This window comes from Achromobacter sp. 18P8.1.1, assembly GCF_057799415.1.
Genome location: NZ_JBYOKH010000080.1, coordinates 1 through 21,636, shown reverse-complemented (window position 1 = coordinate 21,636; position 21,636 = coordinate 1). Strand labels below are relative to the sequence as shown.

Below are 21,636 nucleotides of genomic sequence, written 5' to 3'. Positions count from 1 at the left end.
AAAGGGGGAAAAAACGGGGATTATAAAAAAAAAGAGGTGGGGGCGGGCCCGCCGGCGGGTCAAGCGCCCGGCGGCGCGGAACGCAGGCATCCGGCGCGCGGCGCAAGCGGCCGGCTGCCGTCGGGCCTGACTACGGCGACGACGGCGGATGTGCTGGCATTGTATGGCGATTCAGCATGACACGCTGACGGGGGCGCCAGATGGTGCGTCACCGATATTCGCCAAGCGGTCCCATGCGTCAATGGATATCGGACATGCCGCTGTGCGCCATGGCCGCGGGCGGGTAGTCTTCCTGGTCGGACGCCATCTGGCCTTGGACCTGGGCCTGCCGCAATTCCTGCTCGACCTGGGCCCGGCTTTCGGATTGGGTGGACGCGACGGGGGGCGGGTAGTCTTCCTGGCCGAACGAATACGTGCCGTTGGCCTTGGCCTGGGCCAGTTCGGCGGCCACCTGGGCGGAGGTCTTGGCGGTGGGGGCCGGGTAGCCGACGCGCCAGTCGCCGTACAGATCGCGCTTGTACTGGGTGGTGGGGGCCGCGGTTTGGGCCTGGGCAGCGCCCGCGACAGCCAAGCCGGCGCAAAGCAACAACGTGGTGGTGAAGGTCTTCATGAAACGCTCCTGGCAAACAAAGCCTGCGGCCGGTCTGGCCGCGCCGTCGTCCGCGATGCTGCCGACGGACGATTTCCTGGATGCGGGAATGCCTGGCCGGGTGCGTGAAAACGGCGCGCATCCGGTCTTTTCAATTCGACAGGGAGAGCGCCGTGGTGTTGCAGGGAAATGGGCGGCGGGACGCGAAAGGTATTTCAAGCCTGAAGTACAGGTGTCATTCGGCTTTCATGGGGTCGTTCCCCATTGGCCGCGGCCGCCGCCAGCTTGCTCTCTATATATAGATCAGTGGCCGTGCTGCGCCGCCGGGGCGGGGCCGGCCTTGGCGTTCAACGCGCGGGCCTCGGCCTGCACCGGCACGCGGCGCTGCTGTTGCTTGGCATCTTCCACCACCAGCGTCAGCGGGATGCGGTCGCCCGGATTGATCTGCCGGGCCAGGTCGATCAGCATCACGTGATAGCCGCCGGGTTTCAGCTCCACCGGCTGGCCGGCGGGCAGGTCGATGCCGGGCACCTGGCGCATCTTCATGACGTTGTCCTGCATGGCCATCTCGTGCACTTCCACGTGCTTGGCGGCATCGGACTCCACGGCCACCAGGCGGCCGGGCACGGCCGAGGTCAGGCGCATGAAGGCGCCGGTGGCATGCTGGCTGGGCACGGTGGCGCGCACCCAGGCGTCGTCCACCTTCAAGGCGTCGTCCTGCGCCAGGGCGGTGGGCGCAACCCCCGCCAGCACGCACAGGGAAACGGCGGCGGCCAGGGACTTGAGCGAAATTTTCTTCATCATGGTGGCTTCTCTATCGGGTTGGCGGCGTGGGGTCACAGCACGGTGCGCAGGTCTTGCACGCATTCTTCGGCGCTCTGCTGGTGGCGCAAGGCAAGCCGCAGCTTGCCCTGGGCGTCGATGATGTAGGTGAGCGCGGTGTGATCCATCGTGTAGGACGAGCCGGTGGCGACCTTTTGATAGAACACCTTGAAGGACTGGGCGGCTGCGCGGGTCTGCTCTGCATCGCCGCGCAGCCCGACGAACGCCGGATCGAAGGCCTGGGTGTAGGCGCTGAGGATCTCGGGCGTGTCGCGCTCCGGGTCGACGGTGATGAACAGGACTTTCAATTTGTCGGCGTCGGCGCCCAGCAGGCCCTTGATCTCGATGGCGCGGGTCAGCGCCGTCGGGCAGATGTCCGGGCATTGCGTGAAACCGAAGAACAGCATGACGGGATGGCCGCGGTAGTCGGCCAGGCGGCGCATCTGGCCGCTTGTGTCCTGCAATTGGAAATCGCCGGTCGGCATGCCGGACAAATCCATGCCGTGCAGCTTGGGGGCCTCGGGCCCGCAGCCGGCCAGGGCCAGCAGGGCGAGGGACGACAGGATCAGGCGGCGCCGGGGATCGGGGGCATGGGCAAGCGCCGCGCCTGCGCGCGCGCGCAGGGCGGGGAAATGCATGAAGGGGGAATGCATGAAAACCTCTTTGGTCGACGGATCGGCAAGGCGCGCGGCGGGGCCGCGCGGTCAGGCGGAGTCAGGCCAAAGCAGGTGGGGCGCGGGAACCCAGGGGCGGGCCATGGGCGGCCAGCGCGGGCAGCGCCCGGTAGGCGGGCGGGGGCGGTACATACCGGCCCGCGGGCAGCAGCATGGGCGTTACCGCCGGAGTGGGCGCCGGCGCGACGTGCGCCAGCAGCCCGAAGGGGCATTGCGCGCCCGTCTTGGCGGCGTCGTGCCCGGATGGGCGCTCGTCGCCGCCTGCGCGGGCCAGCGCCACGCTGAGCGTGGACAGGTCGCCCGCGGCGGAGCAGAAGGTGACTTCCAAGCGGCCGTCATGCAACGCCCGGGCATCGGGCATGTAGCCCGCCGGCACCAGGGCGCGCAAGGTCAGGGCCAGAAGCGCCAGCCACAGCACCCCGTGGGCGCGCGCGGCGCGTCCCAGGCGGTGGAGGCGGGTCAGGTCAGGCATCGCGCCATTTTAGTCATGCCGGCGGGTCAATCCCCTGCGTCCAGACGCCGCACCAGGGCGATATAGCGGCGTTGCGCCTGATCCGCCGGCAGCCCGGCCAAGAGGCGCCAGGCGGCGTGGCCGACCTGTCCACGGGCATCGGCATCGGGCGGTGCGGCCAGCGGGGCGTCGCCGTGGCGCGCTTGCTGCTCGTAGGCGGCCAGGCGGATCGCCACGGCGGCCGACGGCGGCGCGGAGAGCGAGCGCAATTCGATGACCGCGGCTTCGAATGCATCGGGCAGGGCGGCCGCGCCGAGCGCCAGCGTGGCGTCGTCCATGGCGTCGCCCTCGGGTTCGTGGCCGCCGGCGGCGGCCAGGCGGCGCCACAAGGCGTCCTCGCGTTCGGGCTCGTCGGCGCGCGCCGTTACCTTGCTGATGGCATTGTTGCGCAGGCGCAGGGTATGCGTGGACGCCCCTTGATACAGGCTGGCGCCGTCCTGCACCTGAAAGCGCAACGGCAGCGCGATGGAGCGCCCGGCAAGCGCGGGCTGCCCCACGTCGCTGACCGCGAAGGTGTTGCGCGAATAGTCCATCAGCCGTGAGAACAGGTTGATCAGCGCGCCGCGGCCTTCGTAGACGCCGCTGATCGGGTTGTCGCCTTCTTCGGTCCAGACCACGTCTTCGGCAAATAGCGGGAACAGTGTCTCGAATTCGCCGGCCAGCAGGGAGTCGCGGTACGCGCCCAGGATGCGTTCGACATCCGCGGCGCCCATGGGGGCGCCGCGTTCGGCGGCGCGCGGGGATTGGGCGGCGGCAGGGTCGCGGTCCATGAATTGCAGCACGGTGGCGGCCACGAGGTCGCGGTCGTTGTCCACGCAGATCATGTGATAGCTGTTGTTCAGCAGGACCAACTGGCTGCCTGCGATGGCCTCATGCAGCAGCTGCGCCGAGCGCACGGACGTGAGCTCGTCTTCGTGCGCGTGCATGATCAGCGTGGGGCAGCCAATACCGTCCAGCCCGCGCCTGACGGCGTCGCGCAGCCGGTCGACTTCGCGCACGCAGGCCAGCGGCACCCAGCGGTAGTGGAAGTTCTCGCCCCGCTCGAACTTGGCCTTGACGATGGACCGGACCAGCTCGTTCTTGATGCCGTAGGGCTCTTCCTCTTCCACGCGCATGCGCGCGGCCAGGCCGGGAATGCGGTAGACCAGCTTGCGCAGGCCGCGGTACCAGGGCGTGCTCCAGCCATCGATGAAGACGGGGGCTGCCAGCGACACCAGCCTGCCCTGCTTGTGCCCGACCCGTTTGCATAGCTCAACCGCCAGCAGCGCGCCCAGGCACATGCCCATGACGTGCAGGGTGTCGTGGCGCGCGGCGACTTCGTGGTACTTCTGCGTCACGGCGTCCAGCCAGTCTTCCATGCGCACCGACAGCAGGTCCTCGGGCGAGGCGCCGTGCCCGGGCAGGGTCAGGCTGTACGTCTGGATGCCGGCGCGCTTCAGGACCTTGTGCATCGAGCCCAGGTCGTACTCCGTCCCACCCAATCCGTGGATCAGGAGGGCGCCCGTGCCGGACGGCGCGTCGGGACTATTGGACGGCATCGGCGGGCTCGCGCTCGATCTCGCCCAGCCGCCACATGCCGGCGACGACGGCCACGCTGCCGTCGAAGTCCGACAACGGCGAGCCCCGGTCGCTGACCAGCCGCCAGCCGCCAGCCGTGTGCGCCACGCGGAACAGCAGGGGCGTGCGGTCCTGGGCGCCCGCGCGGCGGGCCGCCCAGTGCATCGCCAGGCGCGACCGGTCTTCCGGATGTGCATGAGCGGCCAGGGATTCCAGATCGGTGATGGCGCCGGCGGGCAGGCCGAAGGCGTCCTGCAGGTCGCCCGCCAATTCCAGCTTGCCGTCATAGGGATTGAAGCGGTACATCAGCTGGTGGCTGCCGGCCAGCGCCAGGTCGAAGCGGCCGCGCCATTGTTCAGCGTTCTCAAGCGCCTGGGCGCGCGCGCCGCGCAGGGTGTTGACGAGCAGCAGCAGCAAGGCCGTGACGACCAGGTAGACCTGGGTGGCCAGCAGCACGTGCCAGGGGTCGTTGGCCTCGACGAAGGGGCCTTCGCCCTGGGCGCTTTGGTACAGCGCCATCAGCATCAGGGTCACCATTGCCAGCGTGCCGCCGGGCGTGCCCCAGACCAGCGCGATCAGCACCGCGAACACCAGCGGCAGATAGGTCAGCTCGAAGGACACGACATAGGGCAGGTTCTGGATCATGTCGCCGTCGAACGTCATGAAGGTCGACACGATCATCAAGGCGTACGCCACCGCGCCGATCAGCAGGTCCCGCATGCGCGGGCCGCCCGAGCGGCGGGGCCGGAACTGCGCCCAGCCGGTCAGCGCCGGCGCCAGGATCAGCACGCCCGCCAGATACGCCGTGACCCAGGTGCGCAGCCGCACCAGCGCGTGCGCTTCCTGCGTCAGCCACAGCCAGCCGCCGCCCATCAAGGCGCTGCTGGCGGCTCCCGCGACTGCGCCAGCCAGCAACGCGGCTACGAAGCCGGGGCCCTCGGCGCGCGGCGACAGGCGCTGCACGGTCCACGCGGCCAGCAGCGAAGACAGGCTGCCCGTCAGCGCGAAGACGATGGCGGTGGCCGGCTGCCCGCGCGACACAAGCGTCAGGAGCAACTGGGCGCAGAAGAATCCTGCCACCAGCAGCAGCCAGTTGCGGCGCGCGGTCAGCAGGTAGGCGCCGACGGCTACCCCGGGCGGCAGCCAGACGAACAAGGCGTGGCTGACCGGGTCGCTGAGCAGGTGCGAGAACACTCCGCACAGCAGATAGGGGATGGTCCACAGCAGGCAAAGCGGATTCTTTCTAACCGTGTCGGTCATACCCATGTCGGTCCTTGCAAACGCATTGAGGCGTGGCGAAGCGCGTTCACCGTGATCAGCGGGTTATACACGGCCCGGACGCCGCTGCGAAGCACCCGCGCCACACTGGCACCCGAAAATCTTGGTACCCTTGAATGCACTTCCGTTTCCACCGCCATCTCAGTGCCCCAGGTTTCAGTGCTTTCCTTGTCCGCCCCGACCCTGTCCGTGCCCGCCTGCCCCCTCCCTTGCGCGGCGCCTGCCGGCCCGCCCCGGTTCGGGAGACGGCCCCGCCTGCTCGGGCGGCTATGGATGTGCGCCTGCATCGTCGTGCTGCTGGCGCTGTTGTCCGCCTGCGGCACCACCAAGGTCCAGCCCGGCTACTACCGCGTGCAGTCCGGCGACACGCTGACGCAGATTGCGCGCAAGCAGGGCACCAGCGTCAGCAATCTGGTGCGGTGGAACGGCTTGTCGAATTCGAACGCGATCGAGGTCGGCCAGATGCTGCGGGTGCAAGCGCCGGGAGGCCAGGCCAGCACGTCCGGTTCCGGCAAGGCGCAGTCCAAGCCGACGACTTCTTCGCCACGGACCTCCACTTCCACGGCCAAGCGGCGCACCGCGCCGCCGGGCGCGATCTCGCTGGTGTGGCCGGCGCAGGGCAAGGTCACGCGCGGCTACGACGGCGGCGGTTCCAACGGCATCGTCATCTCCAATTCCTCGGGCACGCCGGTGGTGGCTGCGGCGGGCGGCACCGTCGCCTACTCGGGCAGCGGCCTGCGGGGCTACGGCCACCTGGTCATCGTCAAGCACAACGCCAGCTTCCTCAGCATCTATGCGCACAACAGCAAGCTGCTGGTCAAGGAAGGCCAAAGCGTGAAGCAGGGGCAGAAGATCGCCGAAATGGGCAATAGCGACAGCAAACAGGTCGGGCTGTATTTCGAATTGCGCTATGACGGCCAGGCGGTCGACCCGGCGGGGAACTTGCCGCCCAAATAATCGGGCGGCGCCCAGCCTACACCGCCGCGTCCTGCGTCAAGGTTGAGATGAACGTGGCGGTGCGCGGGTCCGCGGGGTGCGAGAAGATCGTCCGGGACTCGCCGGATTCCACGACGACGCCATCCAGCAGGAACACCACTTCGCGCGATACGCTGGCGGCCAGGCGCAGGTCGTGCGTGGCCATCAGCATGGTCATGCCTTCGGTGGCCAGCTGGCGCAGTACATCCACCACTTCGGCCGCCAAGCCGGGATCCAGCGCGGAGGTCGGCTCGTCGCACAGCAGCACGCGCGGGGCGGGCGCCAGCGCGCGGGCAATGGCCACGCGCTGCTGCTGGCCGCCCGACAGGTTGGCAGGCCAGGCGTCGGCCTTTTCGGCCATGCCGACCTTCTTCAGCAATTCCTCGGCGCGCGCGCGGGCGCGGTCCAGGGGCCACTTCTGCACGGTCAGCAAACCTTCCATCACGTTGCCGATCACCGTCTGGTGCGGAAACAGCTGAAAGTTCTGGAACACCATGCCGGTCTGCTTGCGCACCCGCTGCACCTGTTCGCGCGCCAGCTTCCGTCCGGGCTCGAATTCAACGGTTTCCGGCCCGATGGATAGCGTGCCGCGGTCGGGCACCTCCAGCAGGTTCACGCAGCGCAGCAAGGTGCTCTTGCCGCTGCCCGACGGGCCGATCAAGGCGGTGACGCTGCCTTCGGCGATGCTCACGTCCACTTGCTTGAGCACCGGATTGCCGCCGAAGGACTTTTCGATTTTCTGCAGGCGGATCATCGGCTTTTCTCGGAGAACACGGCGTGCTGGCCAAAGCGCCTTTCCAGCCGGACTTGCGCGGCGGACAGGACGGAACTGAACACCAGGTAGATCAGCGCCGCCTCGGTGTAGAGGATCAGCGGCTCATAGGTGACGGCCGCGATGCGTTGCGCAGCCTGGAAGATTTCGGGTACGGTCAGCACGGCGGCCAGCGACGTGTCCTTGACCAGCGCGATGAACGAATTCGACAGGGGCGGCACCGCCACGCGGGCCGCTTGCGGCAGGATGGTGCGGCGCAGCGCCTGGCCGCGCGTCATGCTGAGCGAATACGCCGCTTCCCACTGGCCCTTGGTGATGGATTCGATGGCGCCGCGGATGACCTCCGAGTTGTAGGCGCCCACGTTCAGCGTGAAGCCGATCAGCGCGGCGGGCAGCGGATCCAGCACGATGCCCACGCTGGGCAGGCCGTAGAAGATCACGAACAGCTGCACCAGCAGCGGCGTCCCGCGGATCAACCAGACATAGAAACGCACGAGCGCCACCAGCGGCGCCGGGCCGAACAGGCGGATCAACGCCACCAGGAAAGCCAGCGCCAGCCCCAGCGCGAACGACATCAGCGTGAGCGGCACCGTGAAGACTAGCCCGGCGTGCAGCAACGGCCAGAACGAGTCGGCCATCAACTGCACCCAGGCCGGCACGGTCCACGACCCGATCTGCGCCAACAGCCAATCGGGGATGACGGTTTGCAGCCAGGAGGGTAGCGTCATGTGCGTGCGTGCCGCTTACTGCGCCGACAGGTCCGTGCCGAAGTATTTGACCGAAATGGTCTTGTAGGTGCCGTCGGCCTTAATGTCAGCCAGCGCCTTGTTGATGGCGGCTTGCAGGTCGGGGTTGCCCTTGCGGATCAGCACGCCGGAGTTGCTGAATTCCGCGGTCTTGTCGGTGGCGGCGATCTTCACCTTGGCGTTGGGCTTTTGCTTCTTGAAGTCCAGGAACGACAGGTTGTCGTTGACCGTGGCTTCCACGCGGCCCGAGGTCAAGAGATCGATGGCTTCGTTGAAGCCCTGCACGGCGACGACTTCCGCCCCATGGCTTTGCGCCAGCTTGCCGAAGTTGCTGGTCAGCGTGTTGGCGGATTTCTTGCCCTTCAGGTCGGCAAACGACTTGATGCTGGTGTTGTCGTCGCGCACGATCAGCACGGCAGCCGACGAGATATAGGGATCGGAGAAATCGTACTTGGCTTTGCGCGCGTCGGTGATGCCGACCTGGTTGATCACGGCGTCGTAGCGCTTGGCGTCCAGCCCCGCGATGAGGCCGTCCCATTTGCCTTCGACGAATTGGGCCTTCACGCCCAGGCGTTCGGCGATGGCGCGCCCAATGTCCACGTCAAAACCGGTAAGCTGGCCCGATGCGTCGTGGAAGGTGAAGGGGGCGTAGGTGCCTTCGGTGCCGATCTTGAACGTGCCGGCGGATTTGATCTGGTCCAGGCCGGACTGGGCGTGGGCAGCGGTCAGGGCGGCGGCCTGGATGAGGCCGGCGATGAACAGCGAGCGGAAGAGTTTCATGGCAATGCTCCACGGATGAACGGTGTCATTCTGGAGAGCTTGCGGGTGTGCAATACCCTCCGGCGTAGCCGCACTCTAACAACGCGCCTATTTTTCCACAAAGCATAAGGAATAGTAAAAATATAGCTGCAAGTCATATGGTTACCCCCGCCCGGCGCGACCTGCGCCGGGCGCAATCAATCTGCAAAGCGAGGGAGATCGGTGTGGAACAGCAATGGAACAGGCGGGCGTTCATGATGGCGGCTGCGGGCGCGGCGGCGTTTGCCGGGGTGATGCCCGCGCAGGGCGCCAACGGCTTGCGGCTGACGCCCGGGGGAGGCAGCATCACCCAGGTGTCCGGGTTGCGCGTGGGCCACTACACCGATACCCGCCGCCCTACCGGCTGCACGGTCATCATCGCCGAAGCGGGCGCCACGGGTGGGGTGGATGTGCGCGGTGCCGCGCCCGGCACCCGCGAGACCGATCTGCTGAATCCCGTGAACATGGTGGAAAAGGTGCACGCCATCGTGCTGTCTGGCGGCAGCGCGTTCGGCCTGGACACCGCCACGGGCGTCATGCGCTATCTGGAAGAAAAGAAGATCGGCTTCGATGTGGGCGTGGCGCATGTGCCCATCGTGCCGGCCGCCATCCTGTTCGACCTGGGCGTGGGCGACGCCTCCATCCGGCCGGATGCTGCGGCCGGTTACCAGGCCTGCAAGTCGGCCACCACCGCAGCGCCGCAGGAAGGCAACGTCGGCGCTGGGGCAGGCGCTACCGTGGGCAAACTGTACGGCGCCAAGCGCGCCATGAAGGGCGGCATCGGCAGCGCGTCGTTGACGGTGGCGGGCGTGACCGTGGGTGCGATCGTGGCCGTGAACGCGGTGGGCGACGTGCTGGACCCCGCTACCGGGCGCATCCTGGCCGGCGCGCGCACGCCGGACGGCAAGCATCTGCTGGATACGCGGGCGGCCATCCTGGCGGGCGACCTGCCCAATTCCATGCGCCCCGGCACCGCGACCACCATCGGCGTGGTCGCCACCGATGCCACGCTGACCAAGGCGCAGGCGCAGAAGATCGCCGGCATGGCCCACGACGGGCTGGCTCGCACCATCAACCCCATCCACACGATGATGGACGGCGACACGATCTTCGCGCTGGGCACCGGCACCTCCGGCAAGCCGGGCAATGTGATGCTGCTGGGCGTCATGGCGGCGGAAGCCATGGCGATCGCGGTGCAGCGCGCCATCCTGGCCGCGCGCGCGGTGGAAGGCTTTCCCGCCGCCGTGGACTTCATTGCCTGACCTCAGATTGTCACAGGACGGGAACATCATGGGCGACACCGGGCATCCGGTGTCCTGGGGGCTCTCTATGTACGAAGGCGAACGATTCAATGGCGCCACGCACCTGGCCGGCCTGGCGCTGGCCGTGGGCGCGTCCGGTTGGCTGATCTCGCGCGCGGCCGAACTGAAGGTGGACACGAAACAGATCGTCAGCTGCGCGGTGTTCGCGGCGTCGATGATCGCCGTCTATGCCTCGTCGGTGCTGTACCACTGCACCCGCGGCCGCAACAAGGCCCGTTGGGCCAAGGCGGACCATTGCGCCATCTACCTGCTGATCGCCGGGACCTATACGCCGCTGGCGTTCGGGCCGGTGGAGCACGGGTGGGGCGCCGCGATGGGCGTGGCGATCTGGTTGCTGGCCGCCATCGGCATCAGCCGCGAACTCTGGTGGGCGCGCGGCGCGGCGCCAGCCTTGCCGCTGTACCTGGCGATGGGCTGGCTGGGGGTGATGTTCGCCGCCCCGATCGCGGGCGCGCTGTCGTCCGCGGGCCTGGCTTGGCTGCTGGCGGGGGCGGCCGCCTACACGGTGGGCACGCTGTTCTACGTGAACGACAAGCGCTGGCGCCACGCCCACGGGATCTGGCACCTGTTCGTGATGGGCGGGTCGGCCTGCCATTTCGTCACCGTGTTCGGCTTCCTGCGCTACGGCACGCCCGTCTGAACGGGCGCGTGCCGCCCGTCCGGGCGGGAGCGGGCTTACCGCCAGCTGGCCAGCGGCAGCATGCCGCCCCGGTCTTTTACCTTCCGCATGACGATATGCGAACACAGGTCGCGCACTCCGGCGATCTTGCTGAGCTTGTCTTCGACGAACTGCGAAAACGCCGACAGGTTGCGCGTGCGCACCGTCAGGATGTAGTTGGAGGCGCCCGTCACGATGCTGGCTTCGGTGATTTCGTCGTGGGCGGCGATGCCGGCCAGAAACGCCTCGTGCCAGCCCGGGCGCGACTGGTCCAGCGACACGTGGACGATGGCCTCCAGCTCGAACCCCAGCTTTTCGGCGTCCAGCACGGCCCGGTACTGCCGGATCATGCCGCCTTCCTCCAGCGCCCGCACGCGGCGCAGGCAGGCCGAGGGCGACAACGCCACCTGTTCGGCCAGATCCTGGTTGCTGAGCTGGCCGTTCTCTTGCAGGCGGTACAGGATGCGCTGGTCGATCGCGTCTAGTTGCATGGGCAATCCAATTCTGAAAATTCGGGTTTCGTGCAATTTACTGCGGAATCTTAGGGTAAGCCACGCCCGGATTTGCAATATTTCGGCTCATCGGCGCTGCTATCCTGTTTGCAGGATATTGCCCGAAGGAGCATTGCATGACTACGCGTGAAGACTGCGTCGCCGCAGACCGGAAAGACCCCCTGGCCTCCCTGAAGGCGCGCTTCGAACTGCCGCCCGGCGTGCTGTATATGGACGGCAATTCGCTGGGCGTCAGCCCGAAGGCCGCCGCCGCCCGCGCCGCCGACGTCATCACGCAGGAATGGGCCACGGGCCTGATCCGCAGCTGGAACACCGCCGGCTGGTTCGAATTGCCCGCCCGCCTGGGCGACAAGCTGGGCAGCCTGCTGGGCGCGCGCGAGGGTGAACTGGTCGTCACTGACACCACGTCGCTGAACATCTTCAAGGCCTTGGCCGCCGCGCTGCGCATCCAGCAGGACAAGCAGCCGACGCGCCGCGTCATCCTGTCCGAACGCGACAACTTCCCGACCGATCTCTACATGATCCAGGGCATGATCGACCTGCTGCAGCAGGGCTACGAGATGCGCCTGATCGACGACGAGCTGCCCCTGGACAAGGCGCTGGACGACTCCGTCGCCGTGATGCTGCTGTCGCACGTGAACTACCGCAGCGGCCAGATGCACGATATGGCCGCCGTGACCGCGCTGGCGCACGAACGCGGCGCGCTGACCATCTGGGACCTGGCGCATGCCGCAGGCGCGGTGCCGGTGGACCTGAACGGCGCCAACGCCGACTTCGCCGTCGGCTGCACCTATAAATATCTGAACGGCGGCCCGGGTTCGCCCGCCTTCATCTGGGTGGCGCCGCGCCACACCAAGGACTTCTGGCAGCCGCTGTCGGGCTGGTGGGGCCACACGCGCCCGTTCGACATGGCCGTTGCCTACGAGCCGGCCGGCGGCATCCGCCGCTACCTGTGCGGCACCCAGCCCATCGTGTCGCTGTCGCTGGTGGAATGCGGCCTGGACGTGGCCCACGAGGCCGACATGGCCGAAGTGCGCAGCAAGTCGCTGGCCCTGGGCGACCTGTTCATCGCGCTGGTCGAGGAACGCTGCGAGGGCCATCCGCTTACGCTCGTCACGCCGCGCAAGCACGCCGACCGCGGCAGCCACGTGAGCTTCCGCCATCCCAATGGCTACGAGGTGATGCAGGCGCTGATCGCGCGTGGCCTGATCGGCGACTACCGCGAACCCGAAGTGCTGCGCTTCGGCCTGACGCCGCTGTACTTCGGCTATGCGGACGTGTGGGACGCGGTGGCTATCCTGAAGGACGTGCTGGACAGCCGCGCCTGGGACAAGCCCGAATTCAAGCAACGGTCCGCCGTGACTTGAACGCCACGAAGCGTTGCCTTATCGCGCAGGCCAAACCGGCCTTACATCCATAAAGAGAGCGCAGTACAAGGAGGAGACAATGCGGCAACAACAAGGGTTCGGCGAAATCGCCGAACGTGAAAAGGGGCTCAAGCGCCGCTTGACCTCGAGCCAGATGAGCATGATCGCCATCGGCGGGGCCATCGGCACCGGCCTGTTCCTGGGCAGCAAGTTCGCCATCGGGTTCGCCGGCCCCAGCGTGATCATCAGCTACGCCATCGGCGGGCTGATCACGCTGCTGCTGATGGGCTGCCTGGCCGAAATGACGGTGGCGCATTCCACGTCCGGGTCTTTCGGCGCCTATGCCGAGCACTACGTCGGCCCGCTGGCGGGATTCCTGGTGCGCTACGCGTATTGGTCCTGCGTCGTGCTGGCGGTAGGCACCGAAGTGACGGCCGTCGCCGAGTACATGAAGTACTGGTTCCCGGGGGTGCCCGGCTGGCAATGGGTCTGCGTGTTCTCGGCGGCGCTGATCTTCATCAACGCGATGAGCGTCAAGGCGTTCGGCACCATCGAATACTGGTTCTCGACGATCAAGATCACGGCGATCGTGGCCTTCATCATCCTGGGCGCTTACGTGGTCTGGGGCAATCCGCAGTACGGCACGGCGCTGTACACCTCGCATGGCGGGTTCTTCCCGAACGGCGTGTGGGGCATGTGGATCGCCGTGGTGATCTCGATCTTCAGCTACCTGAGCGTGGAGATGATCGCGGTGGCTGCCGGCGAAGCCGAGGACCCCGAACGCGCCGTCAAGAAGGCGTTTCGCGCCACCATCGTCCGGCTGGTCGTCTTCTACCTGCTGACCTTGGCGCTGATCCTGGCCATCGTGCCGTGGGATGAAGCGGGCAAGGGCGGCAGCCCGTTCGTGAAGGTGATGCAGGCGCTGGACATCCCAGGCGCGGCGGGCGTCATCAACTTCATCGTGCTGGTGGCGGCGTTGTCGGCCATGAACAGCCAGCTCTACATCACGACGCGCATGATGTTCAGCCTGTCGCGCGCCGGCCATGCGCCGTCTGTGTTGGGCCGGCTGACGCGCAGCGGCACGCCGCTGAACGCGCTGCTGCTGTCGACCAGTGGCATCGCCATCGCGGCGGTGCTCAACGCGCTGTACCCCGAGACCTCGTTCACGCTGATGATGGCCATCTCGATGTTCGGCGCGCTGTTCACCTGGATGATGATCTTCGTCACGCATTACTTCTTCCGCCGCCGCTGGGCGCGCGAAGGGGGCGCTGCGCTGTCGTTCCGGATGCCGGGGTTCCCCGTCCTGACGCTGCTGGGCGCGGTCGCGATGCTGGCAATCCTGATCACGACGGCGTTCACCGGCGTGTTCAAGATGACGCTGGCCTTTGGCGTGCCGTTCCTGCTGATCCTGGCGGCGCTCTACTTCCTGCTGTTCAAGAAGCGCGGCGAAACTGTCGTGCTGCAGACGCGCGGCCAGCGCGGGTAGTCAGTACGGGTGGTCAGGGCGGCGAAGCCGGGCGCCGGGGCGCTAGCGTCCCGGGCCGTTGCCGCATTGCCGGATCGCTGCCAGCATCGCGCGGGCGCGGGCCGGCAGTGAGCGCGATGCGTACACGGCGTGCATCTGCGGCGCGGCGCCTTGGGCGGAGGTCACGGTATAGGCCGGGCACACCCGTACCAGCGCGCCGCGTTCGATCTCCGGCTGCGCGGCCCAGTCCGCCAGCCGCGCGATCCCCATGCCTTGCAGGACCATCGCCATCAAGCCGCTGCCGCTGCTGACGCGCACGGCGGGTTCGGCGTGCAGCCGCACGATGCGCTTGTCTTGCCGCAGGTGCCAGTCTTTCAGCACGCGCGGCCCGGTGTGCATCACCAGGCGATGCGACCTCAGGTCTTCGGGTTCGCGGGGCAGGCCCATGCGGCGCACATAATCCGGGCTGGCGCACAGCAGCCGATCATACGGCCAGAGGCGTGCGCCCAGCAGGTCGCTGGACGCCGGAAAACCGCCTCGGATCGCGAAGTCCAGGCCTTCGGCGATCGGGTCCACCCATTTGTCCGTGTACAGGATGTCCATGCTGACGCCGGGATGCGCGTCGGCATACTGGCGCAGCACGGCGGGCAGCAGCGCCACGCCCAGCAGATCCGGCGCCGAAAAGCGCAAGCGACCCTGCACGCCGCCTTGTGCGTCCTGCAAATCGTCGCGGGCCTGGGCCTCCAGGCGCAGCAGCTCGCGCGCCGACTGGAAATAGCTTTCACCCTGTGGGGTCAGCACGACGCTGCTCTTGCTGCGCAACAGTAATTGCGCGCCTACCTGGCGCTCCAAGGCTTGCACGGCTCGCGTCACGGCGCTGGGCGAGGCGCCCAGGGCGCGCGCGGCCAGCACGAAGCTCTGGCGTTCGGCCACGGCGCAGAACACCTGGTATTCCCATAGCGCGCCTCGTTCCATGCAGATTCTCCATTGCGTTTTCCGCAACATGATATTGCAACGCTGCGGCGCATGCCCGGCCTAGACTGGCGGCTTTCCTGACTTGCCTGCCTACCTCATGTCGCAACCCTGCTATGTGGACCCGCTTTCCGGCGAACGCTACCCGATCACCGATGCCCGCTGGTGTTCCGACGCGGAAACGCCGCTGATGATCTCGCCGTTGCCGGGGATATCCCGCGACGATATCGATACGCGCGACCGTTCCATCTGGCGCTATCGCGCCGCCTTGCCGCAGGACATCGCCAAGCCGGTTTCCCTGGGCGAGGGCGCCACGCCGATGGTCGAGCGTGCCTGGGGCGGCCTGCGGCCCCATTTCAAGCTGGAATGGTTCAACCCCACCTGCAGCTTCAAGGACCGGGGCGCGTCCGTCATGCTGTCATGGCTGCGCCAGATTGGCATTCCGGCCGTTGCTGAAGACAGTTCGGGCAACGGCGGCGCGGCCATCGCGGCCTTCGGCGCGGCGGCGGAAATGGGCGTCACCATTTTCGCGCCCGCCTACACGTCCATCGCCAAGGTGGCGCAGATCCGCGCGTTCGGCGCCAACGTGCGCCTGGTGGAAGGCCCGCGCGAAAACTCGCAGACCGAAGCCATTCGCGCCTCGCGTGACATCTTCTACGCCAGCCACAACTGGCAGCCGTTCTTTCTGCAGGGGACGAAATCCATCGCGTACGAGATGTGGGAAGACTTCGGCTTCCAGGCGCCCGACAACGTCGTGATCCCGGCGGGCGCCGGCAGCAATGTGCTGGGCTGCGCCATCGGGTTTGCCGAGTTGCTGGCGGCCGGACAGATCTGCCGCTTGCCCAAGCTCTTCGTGGCGCAGCCGCTGCATTGTTCGCCGGTGGACGCCAGCTTCCAGGCAGGCGTGGACAGCGCCGTGCCGCGCGAGGTGCTGCCCACCGTGGCCGAAGGCACGGCCATCAAGCACCCGGTGCGCTTGCGCGAAGTATTGCAGGCCGTGCGCGCCAGCGGCGGCCAGACGGTGGCGGTGCCGGAAGCGGACATCGTGGCCGCGGTGAAACGGCTGGCGCTGTCGGGCCTGTACGCGGAGCCGACCAGCGCCACGGCGGCCGCGGCGCTTCTGGTATTGGAAGCGCGCGGCGCGATCCAGGCCAGCGAACGCACCGTCGTCCTGCTGACCGGAACGGGCATCAAGTCCACCCAGTTCATGACGGACCTGTATTCGGCGGGGTGAGCGGTGCGGCGTCTGCCAGCAGGTGATCCAGCAGGCGGCGGGCGCGGGCGCTGAGCGCCTGGCGCGACTGCACGCACACCACCAGTTCGCGCAGCGCCCAGGCGTCCGACAGGGCCACGGGAACGATATCCACCAGCCGGCGCATGCTGCACGCGGTGGTCTCGGGCACGATGCCCACGCCCACGCCGGCTTGCACCAGCCGGCACATGGCGTCGAAGCTGCGCAACTGTACGCGCAGCTTGATGGGCTTGCCCGCCACCAGCGCCTGACGCGCCAGGAAGCGCTGCAAAGCGCTGCTGCGGTCCAGTCCCACGAAATCCTCGTCCAGCACGTCGTGGAAGGCGACGGATGGCCGCGACGCCAGCGCATGGCCGGGCGGGACGATCAGCACGAAGCGGTCTGACCGGTACGCAAACGTCTCCAGCGTGCCGGTATCGACCGTGCCCGCCACGATGCCGATATCGGCGGATCCGTCGGCGATGCACTCCACGATTTCGTCGCTGAGCATTTCTTGCAGTTCGACGTTGATGCGCGGATGTTCGGCCAGAAATCCGCTTAGCGCTTCGGGCAGGAAGGCCGTCAACGCGTTGGTGTTCGACAGCATGCGCACCGAGCCGCCGAATTCGCCGGAGAAGCCGGACAGGTCGTCGCGCAGCCGCTCGGCTTGCGCCAGCATGACGCGCGCATGCGCAGCCAGCTTCTGCCCGGCGGGCGTGGGAGTGACGCCCTGGCGACGCCGTTCCAGCAGCGGGGCCCCTAGCGAGGCTTCCAGGTTGCGGATGCGGGCGCTGGCGGCGGCCAGGGCCAGATTGGCGCGCGCGGCGCCATGGGTGATGCTTCCTGCCTGCACCACGTGCAGGAACAGGGCAAGGTCGGTCAGGTCAAAGCGCATGGGGGGCGAGCCTACGCGATCGAAGTAGGCTGCCTATGCGAATGACGCATTTTCCACGGCGGACAGGGTCCGTACACTGCGCCGATTCCTGGCTTTGCGAGGGTGCGTTCATGCATCTTGTCGTCTCCGGTTTTCCGATTCTACCCGCGGCCCTCACGGCCATCACGATTGCGTTGTGGGCTTTCACCAGACTGCCGGAGTACCTGACGGCGCTGCTGTTTTTCACGGCGGCCATGGCCTTGGCGGTGGCGCCGGCCGATGTGGTCTTCTCGGGCTTTGCTTCCGCCGCGTTCTGGCTGGTGCTGAGCGGCTATGTGCTGGGGCTGGCCTTGAAGAACACCGGCCTGGCGGACCGCCTGGCCGGCACACTGGCGCGAAGGCTGACCGGGACGTATCCCGCCGTCGTGGCGGGCGTGGTGGCGTTGACGTATGCGTTGGCGTTCGTCATGCCGTCCAACATGGGGCGGATCGCGTTGCTGATGCCCATCGTGCTGGCTTACGCGGATCAGATCGGGCTGGAGAAGGGGCGTCCCGGGCGCATCGGGCTGGCGCTGGCCGTGGGCTTTGGCACCTTCCAACTGTCCACGTCCATCCTGCCTGCGAACGTGCCCAACTTGGTGATGGCCGGCAGCATTGAAGCCAGCTATGGCCTGCAACTGGGCTACCTGCCGTATCTGTGGCTGCATGCGCCGGTGCTGGGGGTATTCAAGGGCGTATTGCTCACCGCCTGTATTGCGTGGCTGTTCCACGATACGACCCGGCCCGCGCCGCCGCCCGCCGCCAGTGCGCCGCTATCCGCCGCCGAAAAAAGGCTGATCGTTCTGCTGACCCTGACGCTGGCAGGCTGGATGACCGACGGCCTGCATGGCGTGTCGCCCGCCTGGGTCGGTCTGGCGGCTGCGTGCGTCTGCCTGTTGCCCAAAGTGGGATTCGTCAGCGCAGATCAGTTCGGCAAAGAGGTGAACTTCCGCACCGCGATCTATGTGGCGGGCATCCTGGGGTTGGCCGCCATGGTCTCGGACAGCGGCCTGGGCACGCGCATCGGAGGCGCCTTGCTGGCCTGGATGCCCCTGTCGCCCGACGCGCCGATGCGGAGCTTTTTCTCGTTGGTGGGTTTGTCGTCCTTGCTGAACTTCGTCGTCACCGCCAACGGCGTGCCGGCCTTGTACACGCCGCTGGCGGAAACGCTGGCCCGGGCGTCGGGCTTTCCGCTGATGACCGTTTTGATGGCGCAGGTGGCGGGCTATGCCACCGTCGTCATGCCGTATCAGGCGTCGCCCATCGTGGTGGCGATGGGCATGGGCCAGGTGCCGGCCAGAAGCGGCCTGATGCTGGCCCTGTTGACCGCATTGCTGTCGTTTGCGCTGCTGGTGCCGCTGGACTACCTGTGGTTCAGCTGGCTTGGGCTGCTGCGGCAATGACGGGTTCGGGCGCGGCCGTTGCCTGCGGCGCTGGCGAGAACACGCGCAGGCGGTGGCCGTCGGGATCCAGGGCAACGAAGGTGCGGCCGAAATCCATGTCGGTGGGCGCTTGCAGGATAGGCAGGCCGCGCAGGCTCCATTCCACATGGCGCTGGTTGACGACGTCCGCGTCGGCCACGGCAAACACCAGTTCGGACGCGCCGCCGCGACCGGCCGCGGGCGGTTCCACCGTATAGCGCGACCACAGGCCCAACTTCAGGCCGGAGTCCAGCACGAAGAGGGCGAAGGTGGGTGAATTCTCGACCGGCTGGCGTTGCAGCAGCGCGCTGTAGAACGCCGCGCTGGCCTGGGGCTTTTCGACGTAGAAGAGGACGTAGTTGGTGTCGGACATGATGCGCTCCTGGTGGTTGATGCGCTCATGTTAGGCAGGGGTACTGTCAGTTTTTGGCAGTAGTGTGCATCAGGTTTTTTTCGGTTCGTGGTGGATCGCACGCCACTCTTTCAGCAAGGCGTGGCGCCGCCGCGGGTAGCGGTCGCCGGCGCTCACGGCGGCGATGCGGTCGGTGCGGAAGTGCCGGAAATCCTGGCGCAGTTCGCACCAGGCCATGACCAGCCGCACGCTATCGAAAAAGCCCAGCGCAAAGGGCCAGATCACGCGGGCAGAATCCGACCCCTTGTCGTCGCGGTATTGGATTTCCAGTTTGCGTTCGCTGCGGATCGCCTGGCGGATCAGCGCCACGTCGACCCGGTCGACGACTGCGCTGGCGCTGGGGGCCACCAGCAACGGAATGGCGTCCAGTTCGTCGCGCAGTTCCTGCGGCAGCACCGCGCCGATCTTGGCCAGCGCATTGCGGGCAGCCAGCCCCAGGCGCTCGTCCGTGCGCCCGGCCACCCAGCGCGTGCCCAGCACCAGGGCTTCGATCTCTTCGGTGCTGAACATCAGGGGCGGCAGCATGAAGCCGGGGCGCAGCACGTAGCCCACGCCGGGCTCGCCTTCAATCTCGGCGCCCTGGCATTGCAACGTTGCGATGTCGCGGTACAGCGTGCGCAAGCTGATGCCCATTTCGGCGGCCAGCCGGTGGCCGCTGACAGGCAGGCGGTGGCGGCGCAGGGTCTGGAGCAACTCCAGCAGACGTTCGGTGCGGGACATGGGGCAGGGCGACGGAATCTGATGCCGTAATGCTGCCACGAAATGGCAGTATTGGGTCAGCCCGGCGGCAGGTCCATCAGCCAGTCATGCACGCGCCCGGCCAGGTCCAGGCTGTTGCGGTCCATCATCAGCATGTGCGAATTGCCGGTGATGCCCAGATCGGGCAGGGACAGCACGGTGACGCAAGGGTAGCGACGCGCGAAGTCCTGCACGCGCGCCCGCATCCGCGGCCAACGCGGGTCGGTATCCATGTTGTCGCCCATCACGATCAGCGTCGGCGTGCGGTAGTCGGCATCCGGCGCCAGCAGGGGGATGCTGGCGGGTTCCAGTGCCACCACGGCGCGTACGCGGTCTGGCCGGGCCTGCGCCGCGCGGATGCCGAAGACGCCCGCCTGTGAATGGCAGATGACGATCATCCGCCCCACGCGTTCCAGCAGTGCCAGGTAGCCCTGCAGGATGGCCGCGTCGGTGTGGACCCAGCGCGGCACCATCTGGGCGGCCAGGCGGTCGAATGCGGCGATGGGAAACTGCGTGTTGGGATAGGCGCTGTCCGGCCCGGGGCGCGTGCCCGGGCGGCCGATGCGGAACCGCGTGTAGCAGTCTTCCCGCGTTTGCACGATAGGCGCCTCGGGCCAGATCTCGGGCACCAGCGCATAGCCCGCGCGGCCGCGTTCCACCGCGTCGCACAGGTAGGCGTCCCAGCCGCGGCGCAGGAAAGCGTTCAGCCAGCCTTCGCGCCCGTCCGGGGTGGTTTCCCACGCTGCGCCCGTCATGCCGCCGCCATGCCAGAAGGCCAGCGGCGGGCGGCCGCTGGCGGGTTCGGCCAGGAAGTACTGCGCATACATCTGCTCGACGCGATAGGTGCCGTTCGGGTCCAGCGAGACGGGCTGGCCGCCTTCGGCCATGACGACCTCGCGGCAAGGCAGGCCCGACAGCCGGACATCGTGCCCGCCGACGTGGAACGACCCCATGTCGCGCAGCCGGATCGGGGGCGGCGCGCCCGCGCCGTCCAAGGCCGTTTGGTCCGGCGCCATCACTCGGCCTTGATGTGGTTGGCCTGGATCACGTCCTTCCAGCGCGCGGTTTCGGCAGTGACGAATTCGCCCAGCGCCTGGCGAGATCCGGCGGCAGTCTCTACGCCCAGTTCGCGCATCTTGGCGGCGACCTCGGGCGCGGCCAGCGCATCGGTGAAGGCGTCATGCAGGGCGGCCAGTGTGGCCTCCGGCGTGCGGGCCGGCGCCATGACGCCGAACCAGGGCGTGATCAGGAAATCGGGCACGCCGCTTTCCGCGAAGGTCGGCACGTCCGGGATGGCGGGCGCGCGCTGGCGGCTGGCCACGGCCAGGGCGCGCAGCTTACCCGCGCGAATGTTGGCCAGCGAGGCCGGCAGATTGTCGAAATACATGTCGACCTGCCCACCCAGCAGGTCGGCCGCCACTTGGCCCGCGCCCTTGTAGGGGATGTGCGCCAGGTCGATGCCGGCGCGCTGCTTGAGCAGTTCGGTGGCCAGGTGGGCCGACCCGCCCACGCCCGACGAGGCGGAATTCAGCTTGCCGGGGTTGGCGCGGGCGTAGGCCAGCAGTTCGGGCAGCGTCTTGGCTGGCACCTGCGGGTTGACGACCAGCACGCTGGGCACCGTGCCGATCATCGCGACGGGCGCGAAGTCCTTGACGATGTCGTAGGGGGCGGGCTGATAGAGCGACGGGGCGACCGTGCAGCCGAACGCGCACATCAGCAACGTGTAGCCGTCGGGGGCGGCGCGCGCCACCGCCTGCGCGCCGATATTGCCGCCCGCGCCCGCGCGGTTTTCCACGATCAGCGGCTGGCCCAGCCGGCGTGCCAGGTTCTCGCTCAGGATGCGCGCCAGGATATCGGGTGTGCCGCCGGCGGGGAAAGGCACCACCAGCGTGATCGGGCGTGC

Annotated in this window: 24 protein-coding genes; 8 read left to right on the top strand and 16 right to left on the bottom strand. The window is 67.7% G+C overall.

Annotated elements, in window-relative coordinates; translation table 11 throughout:
* On the top strand, nucleotides 1-180 hold a 180-nt coding region (locus AC27VE_RS29875; RefSeq protein ID WP_488705765.1), incomplete at its 5' end, for a hypothetical protein.
* Between the two features lie 58 nt (nucleotides 181-238).
* On the opposite strand, the gene AC27VE_RS29870 is transcribed toward AC27VE_RS29875, so the two are convergent.
* The 6 genes from AC27VE_RS29870 to AC27VE_RS29845 all read right to left on the bottom strand — a co-directional run bounded on the left by AC27VE_RS29870 (nucleotide 239) and on the right by AC27VE_RS29845 (nucleotide 5,413).
* A complete protein-coding gene (locus AC27VE_RS29870) occupies nucleotides 239-610 on the bottom strand; it encodes a DUF4148 domain-containing protein (RefSeq protein WP_488705764.1) in 372 nt (123 codons plus the stop codon).
* Nucleotides 611-892: 282 nt separating this feature from the next.
* Nucleotides 893-1,390 carry a copper chaperone PCu(A)C gene (locus AC27VE_RS29865; RefSeq protein WP_427961564.1) on the bottom strand — a complete coding sequence of 166 codons (498 nt, stop codon included), beginning with the start codon at nucleotides 1,388-1,390 and terminating at the stop codon, nucleotides 893-895.
* A 35-nt stretch (nucleotides 1,391-1,425) separates the two neighbouring features.
* Entirely contained in the window at nucleotides 1,426-2,049 is a 624-nt protein-coding gene (locus tag AC27VE_RS29860) for an SCO family protein (protein WP_488705767.1), read from the bottom strand.
* A gap of 76 nt (nucleotides 2,050-2,125) precedes the next feature.
* On the bottom strand, nucleotides 2,126-2,557 hold the full coding sequence (locus tag AC27VE_RS29855; protein ID WP_488705763.1) for a DUF2946 family protein: 432 nt from the start codon (nucleotides 2,555-2,557) through the stop codon (nucleotides 2,126-2,128).
* 26 nt (nucleotides 2,558-2,583) lie between these two features.
* A complete protein-coding gene (locus AC27VE_RS29850; RefSeq protein WP_488705762.1) occupies nucleotides 2,584-4,134 on the bottom strand; it encodes an acyl-CoA-binding protein in 1,551 nt (516 codons plus the stop codon).
* Nucleotides 4,121-5,413: an MASE1 domain-containing protein gene (locus tag AC27VE_RS29845; RefSeq protein ID WP_488705761.1), complete on the bottom strand. Its 1,293-nt coding sequence runs from the start codon at nucleotides 5,411-5,413 to the stop codon at nucleotides 4,121-4,123. Before AC27VE_RS29845 ends, AC27VE_RS29850 begins: the two co-directional genes overlap by 14 nt.
* Nucleotides 5,414-5,704: 291 nt before the next feature.
* Here AC27VE_RS29845 and AC27VE_RS29840 point away from each other — a divergent pair, with 291 nt between their 5' ends.
* A complete protein-coding gene (locus AC27VE_RS29840) occupies nucleotides 5,705-6,388 on the top strand; it encodes a peptidoglycan DD-metalloendopeptidase family protein (RefSeq protein WP_088589528.1) in 684 nt (227 codons plus the stop codon).
* Between the two features lie 16 nt (nucleotides 6,389-6,404).
* Here the strand turns inward: AC27VE_RS29840 and AC27VE_RS29835 are convergent, their stop codons facing one another.
* From AC27VE_RS29835 to AC27VE_RS29825, 3 genes are all read right to left on the bottom strand, one after another.
* Nucleotides 6,405-7,160 (bottom strand): amino acid ABC transporter ATP-binding protein, encoded by a 756-nt coding sequence (locus AC27VE_RS29835; protein ID WP_006222606.1) that lies wholly within the window; start codon nucleotides 7,158-7,160, stop codon nucleotides 6,405-6,407.
* A complete protein-coding gene (locus AC27VE_RS29830) occupies nucleotides 7,157-7,837 on the bottom strand; it encodes an ABC transporter permease subunit (RefSeq protein WP_315134378.1) in 681 nt (226 codons plus the stop codon). The genes AC27VE_RS29835 and AC27VE_RS29830 overlap by 4 nt, the downstream gene beginning before the upstream one ends.
* 84 nt (nucleotides 7,838-7,921) lie before the next feature.
* A complete protein-coding gene (locus AC27VE_RS29825) occupies nucleotides 7,922-8,704 on the bottom strand; it encodes an amino acid ABC transporter substrate-binding protein (RefSeq protein ID WP_488705760.1) in 783 nt (260 codons plus the stop codon).
* Nucleotides 8,705-8,907: 203 nt separating this feature from the next.
* Between AC27VE_RS29825 and AC27VE_RS29820 the strand changes: the two genes are divergently transcribed.
* Nucleotides 8,908-9,984 (top strand): P1 family peptidase, encoded by a 1,077-nt coding sequence (locus tag AC27VE_RS29820; RefSeq protein ID WP_488705759.1) that lies wholly within the window; start codon nucleotides 8,908-8,910, stop codon nucleotides 9,982-9,984.
* 67 nt (nucleotides 9,985-10,051) lie between these two features.
* Nucleotides 10,052-10,684 carry a PAQR family membrane homeostasis protein TrhA gene (gene trhA / locus AC27VE_RS29815; protein WP_488705766.1) on the top strand — a complete coding sequence of 211 codons (633 nt, stop codon included), beginning with the start codon at nucleotides 10,052-10,054 and terminating at the stop codon, nucleotides 10,682-10,684.
* A 35-nt stretch (nucleotides 10,685-10,719) separates the two neighbouring features.
* Here the strand turns inward: trhA and AC27VE_RS29810 are convergent, their stop codons facing one another.
* Nucleotides 10,720-11,193, bottom strand: coding sequence for an Lrp/AsnC family transcriptional regulator (locus AC27VE_RS29810; RefSeq protein ID WP_006222611.1), 474 nt, complete (start codon nucleotides 11,191-11,193; stop codon nucleotides 10,720-10,722).
* A 137-nt stretch (nucleotides 11,194-11,330) separates the two neighbouring features.
* On the opposite strand from AC27VE_RS29810, the gene kynU reads away from it, so the two are divergent.
* Both kynU and AC27VE_RS29800 read left to right on the top strand, forming a co-directional pair.
* Nucleotides 11,331-12,581 carry a kynureninase gene (gene kynU, locus AC27VE_RS29805; protein WP_488705758.1) on the top strand — a complete coding sequence of 417 codons (1,251 nt, stop codon included), beginning with the start codon at nucleotides 11,331-11,333 and terminating at the stop codon, nucleotides 12,579-12,581.
* A 79-nt stretch (nucleotides 12,582-12,660) separates the two neighbouring features.
* On the top strand, nucleotides 12,661-14,067 hold the full coding sequence (locus AC27VE_RS29800) for an amino acid permease (protein ID WP_427961530.1): 1,407 nt from the start codon (nucleotides 12,661-12,663) through the stop codon (nucleotides 14,065-14,067).
* 42 nt (nucleotides 14,068-14,109) lie between these two features.
* Here the strand turns inward: AC27VE_RS29800 and AC27VE_RS29795 are convergent, their stop codons facing one another.
* On the bottom strand, nucleotides 14,110-15,021 hold the full coding sequence (locus tag AC27VE_RS29795) for a LysR family transcriptional regulator (RefSeq protein ID WP_088589532.1): 912 nt from the start codon (nucleotides 15,019-15,021) through the stop codon (nucleotides 14,110-14,112).
* A 97-nt stretch (nucleotides 15,022-15,118) separates the two neighbouring features.
* On the opposite strand from AC27VE_RS29795, the gene AC27VE_RS29790 reads away from it, so the two are divergent.
* Nucleotides 15,119-16,252, top strand: a complete 1,134-nt coding sequence (locus tag AC27VE_RS29790; protein WP_488705757.1) for a threonine synthase — start codon at nucleotides 15,119-15,121, stop codon at nucleotides 16,250-16,252.
* On the opposite strand, the gene AC27VE_RS29785 is transcribed toward AC27VE_RS29790, so the two are convergent.
* On the bottom strand, nucleotides 16,224-17,144 hold the full coding sequence (locus AC27VE_RS29785; protein WP_488705756.1) for a LysR substrate-binding domain-containing protein: 921 nt from the start codon (nucleotides 17,142-17,144) through the stop codon (nucleotides 16,224-16,226). The genes AC27VE_RS29790 and AC27VE_RS29785 overlap by 29 nt on opposite strands.
* Before the next feature lie 110 nt (nucleotides 17,145-17,254).
* Here AC27VE_RS29785 and AC27VE_RS29780 point away from each other — a divergent pair, with 110 nt between their 5' ends.
* Nucleotides 17,255-18,565, top strand: coding sequence for an SLC13 family permease (locus AC27VE_RS29780; RefSeq protein ID WP_488705755.1), 1,311 nt, complete (start codon nucleotides 17,255-17,257; stop codon nucleotides 18,563-18,565).
* Here the strand turns inward: AC27VE_RS29780 and AC27VE_RS29775 are convergent.
* From AC27VE_RS29775 to AC27VE_RS29760, 4 genes are all read right to left on the bottom strand, one after another.
* Entirely contained in the window at nucleotides 18,537-18,956 is a 420-nt protein-coding gene (locus AC27VE_RS29775) for a VOC family protein (RefSeq protein ID WP_088589534.1), read from the bottom strand. The two genes, AC27VE_RS29780 and AC27VE_RS29775, sit on opposite strands and share 29 nt — an antisense overlap.
* Before the next feature lie 69 nt (nucleotides 18,957-19,025).
* Nucleotides 19,026-19,715, bottom strand: a complete 690-nt coding sequence (locus AC27VE_RS29770) for a helix-turn-helix transcriptional regulator (protein ID WP_488705754.1) — start codon at nucleotides 19,713-19,715, stop codon at nucleotides 19,026-19,028.
* A 56-nt stretch (nucleotides 19,716-19,771) separates the two neighbouring features.
* Nucleotides 19,772-20,749 (bottom strand): alpha/beta hydrolase, encoded by a 978-nt coding sequence (locus AC27VE_RS29765; RefSeq protein WP_488705753.1) that lies wholly within the window; start codon nucleotides 20,747-20,749, stop codon nucleotides 19,772-19,774.
* Nucleotides 20,749-21,636: tripartite tricarboxylate transporter substrate binding protein (locus AC27VE_RS29760; RefSeq protein WP_488705752.1), on the bottom strand; the 888-nt coding region annotated here is incomplete at its 5' end. The genes AC27VE_RS29765 and AC27VE_RS29760, both read right to left, overlap by 1 nt.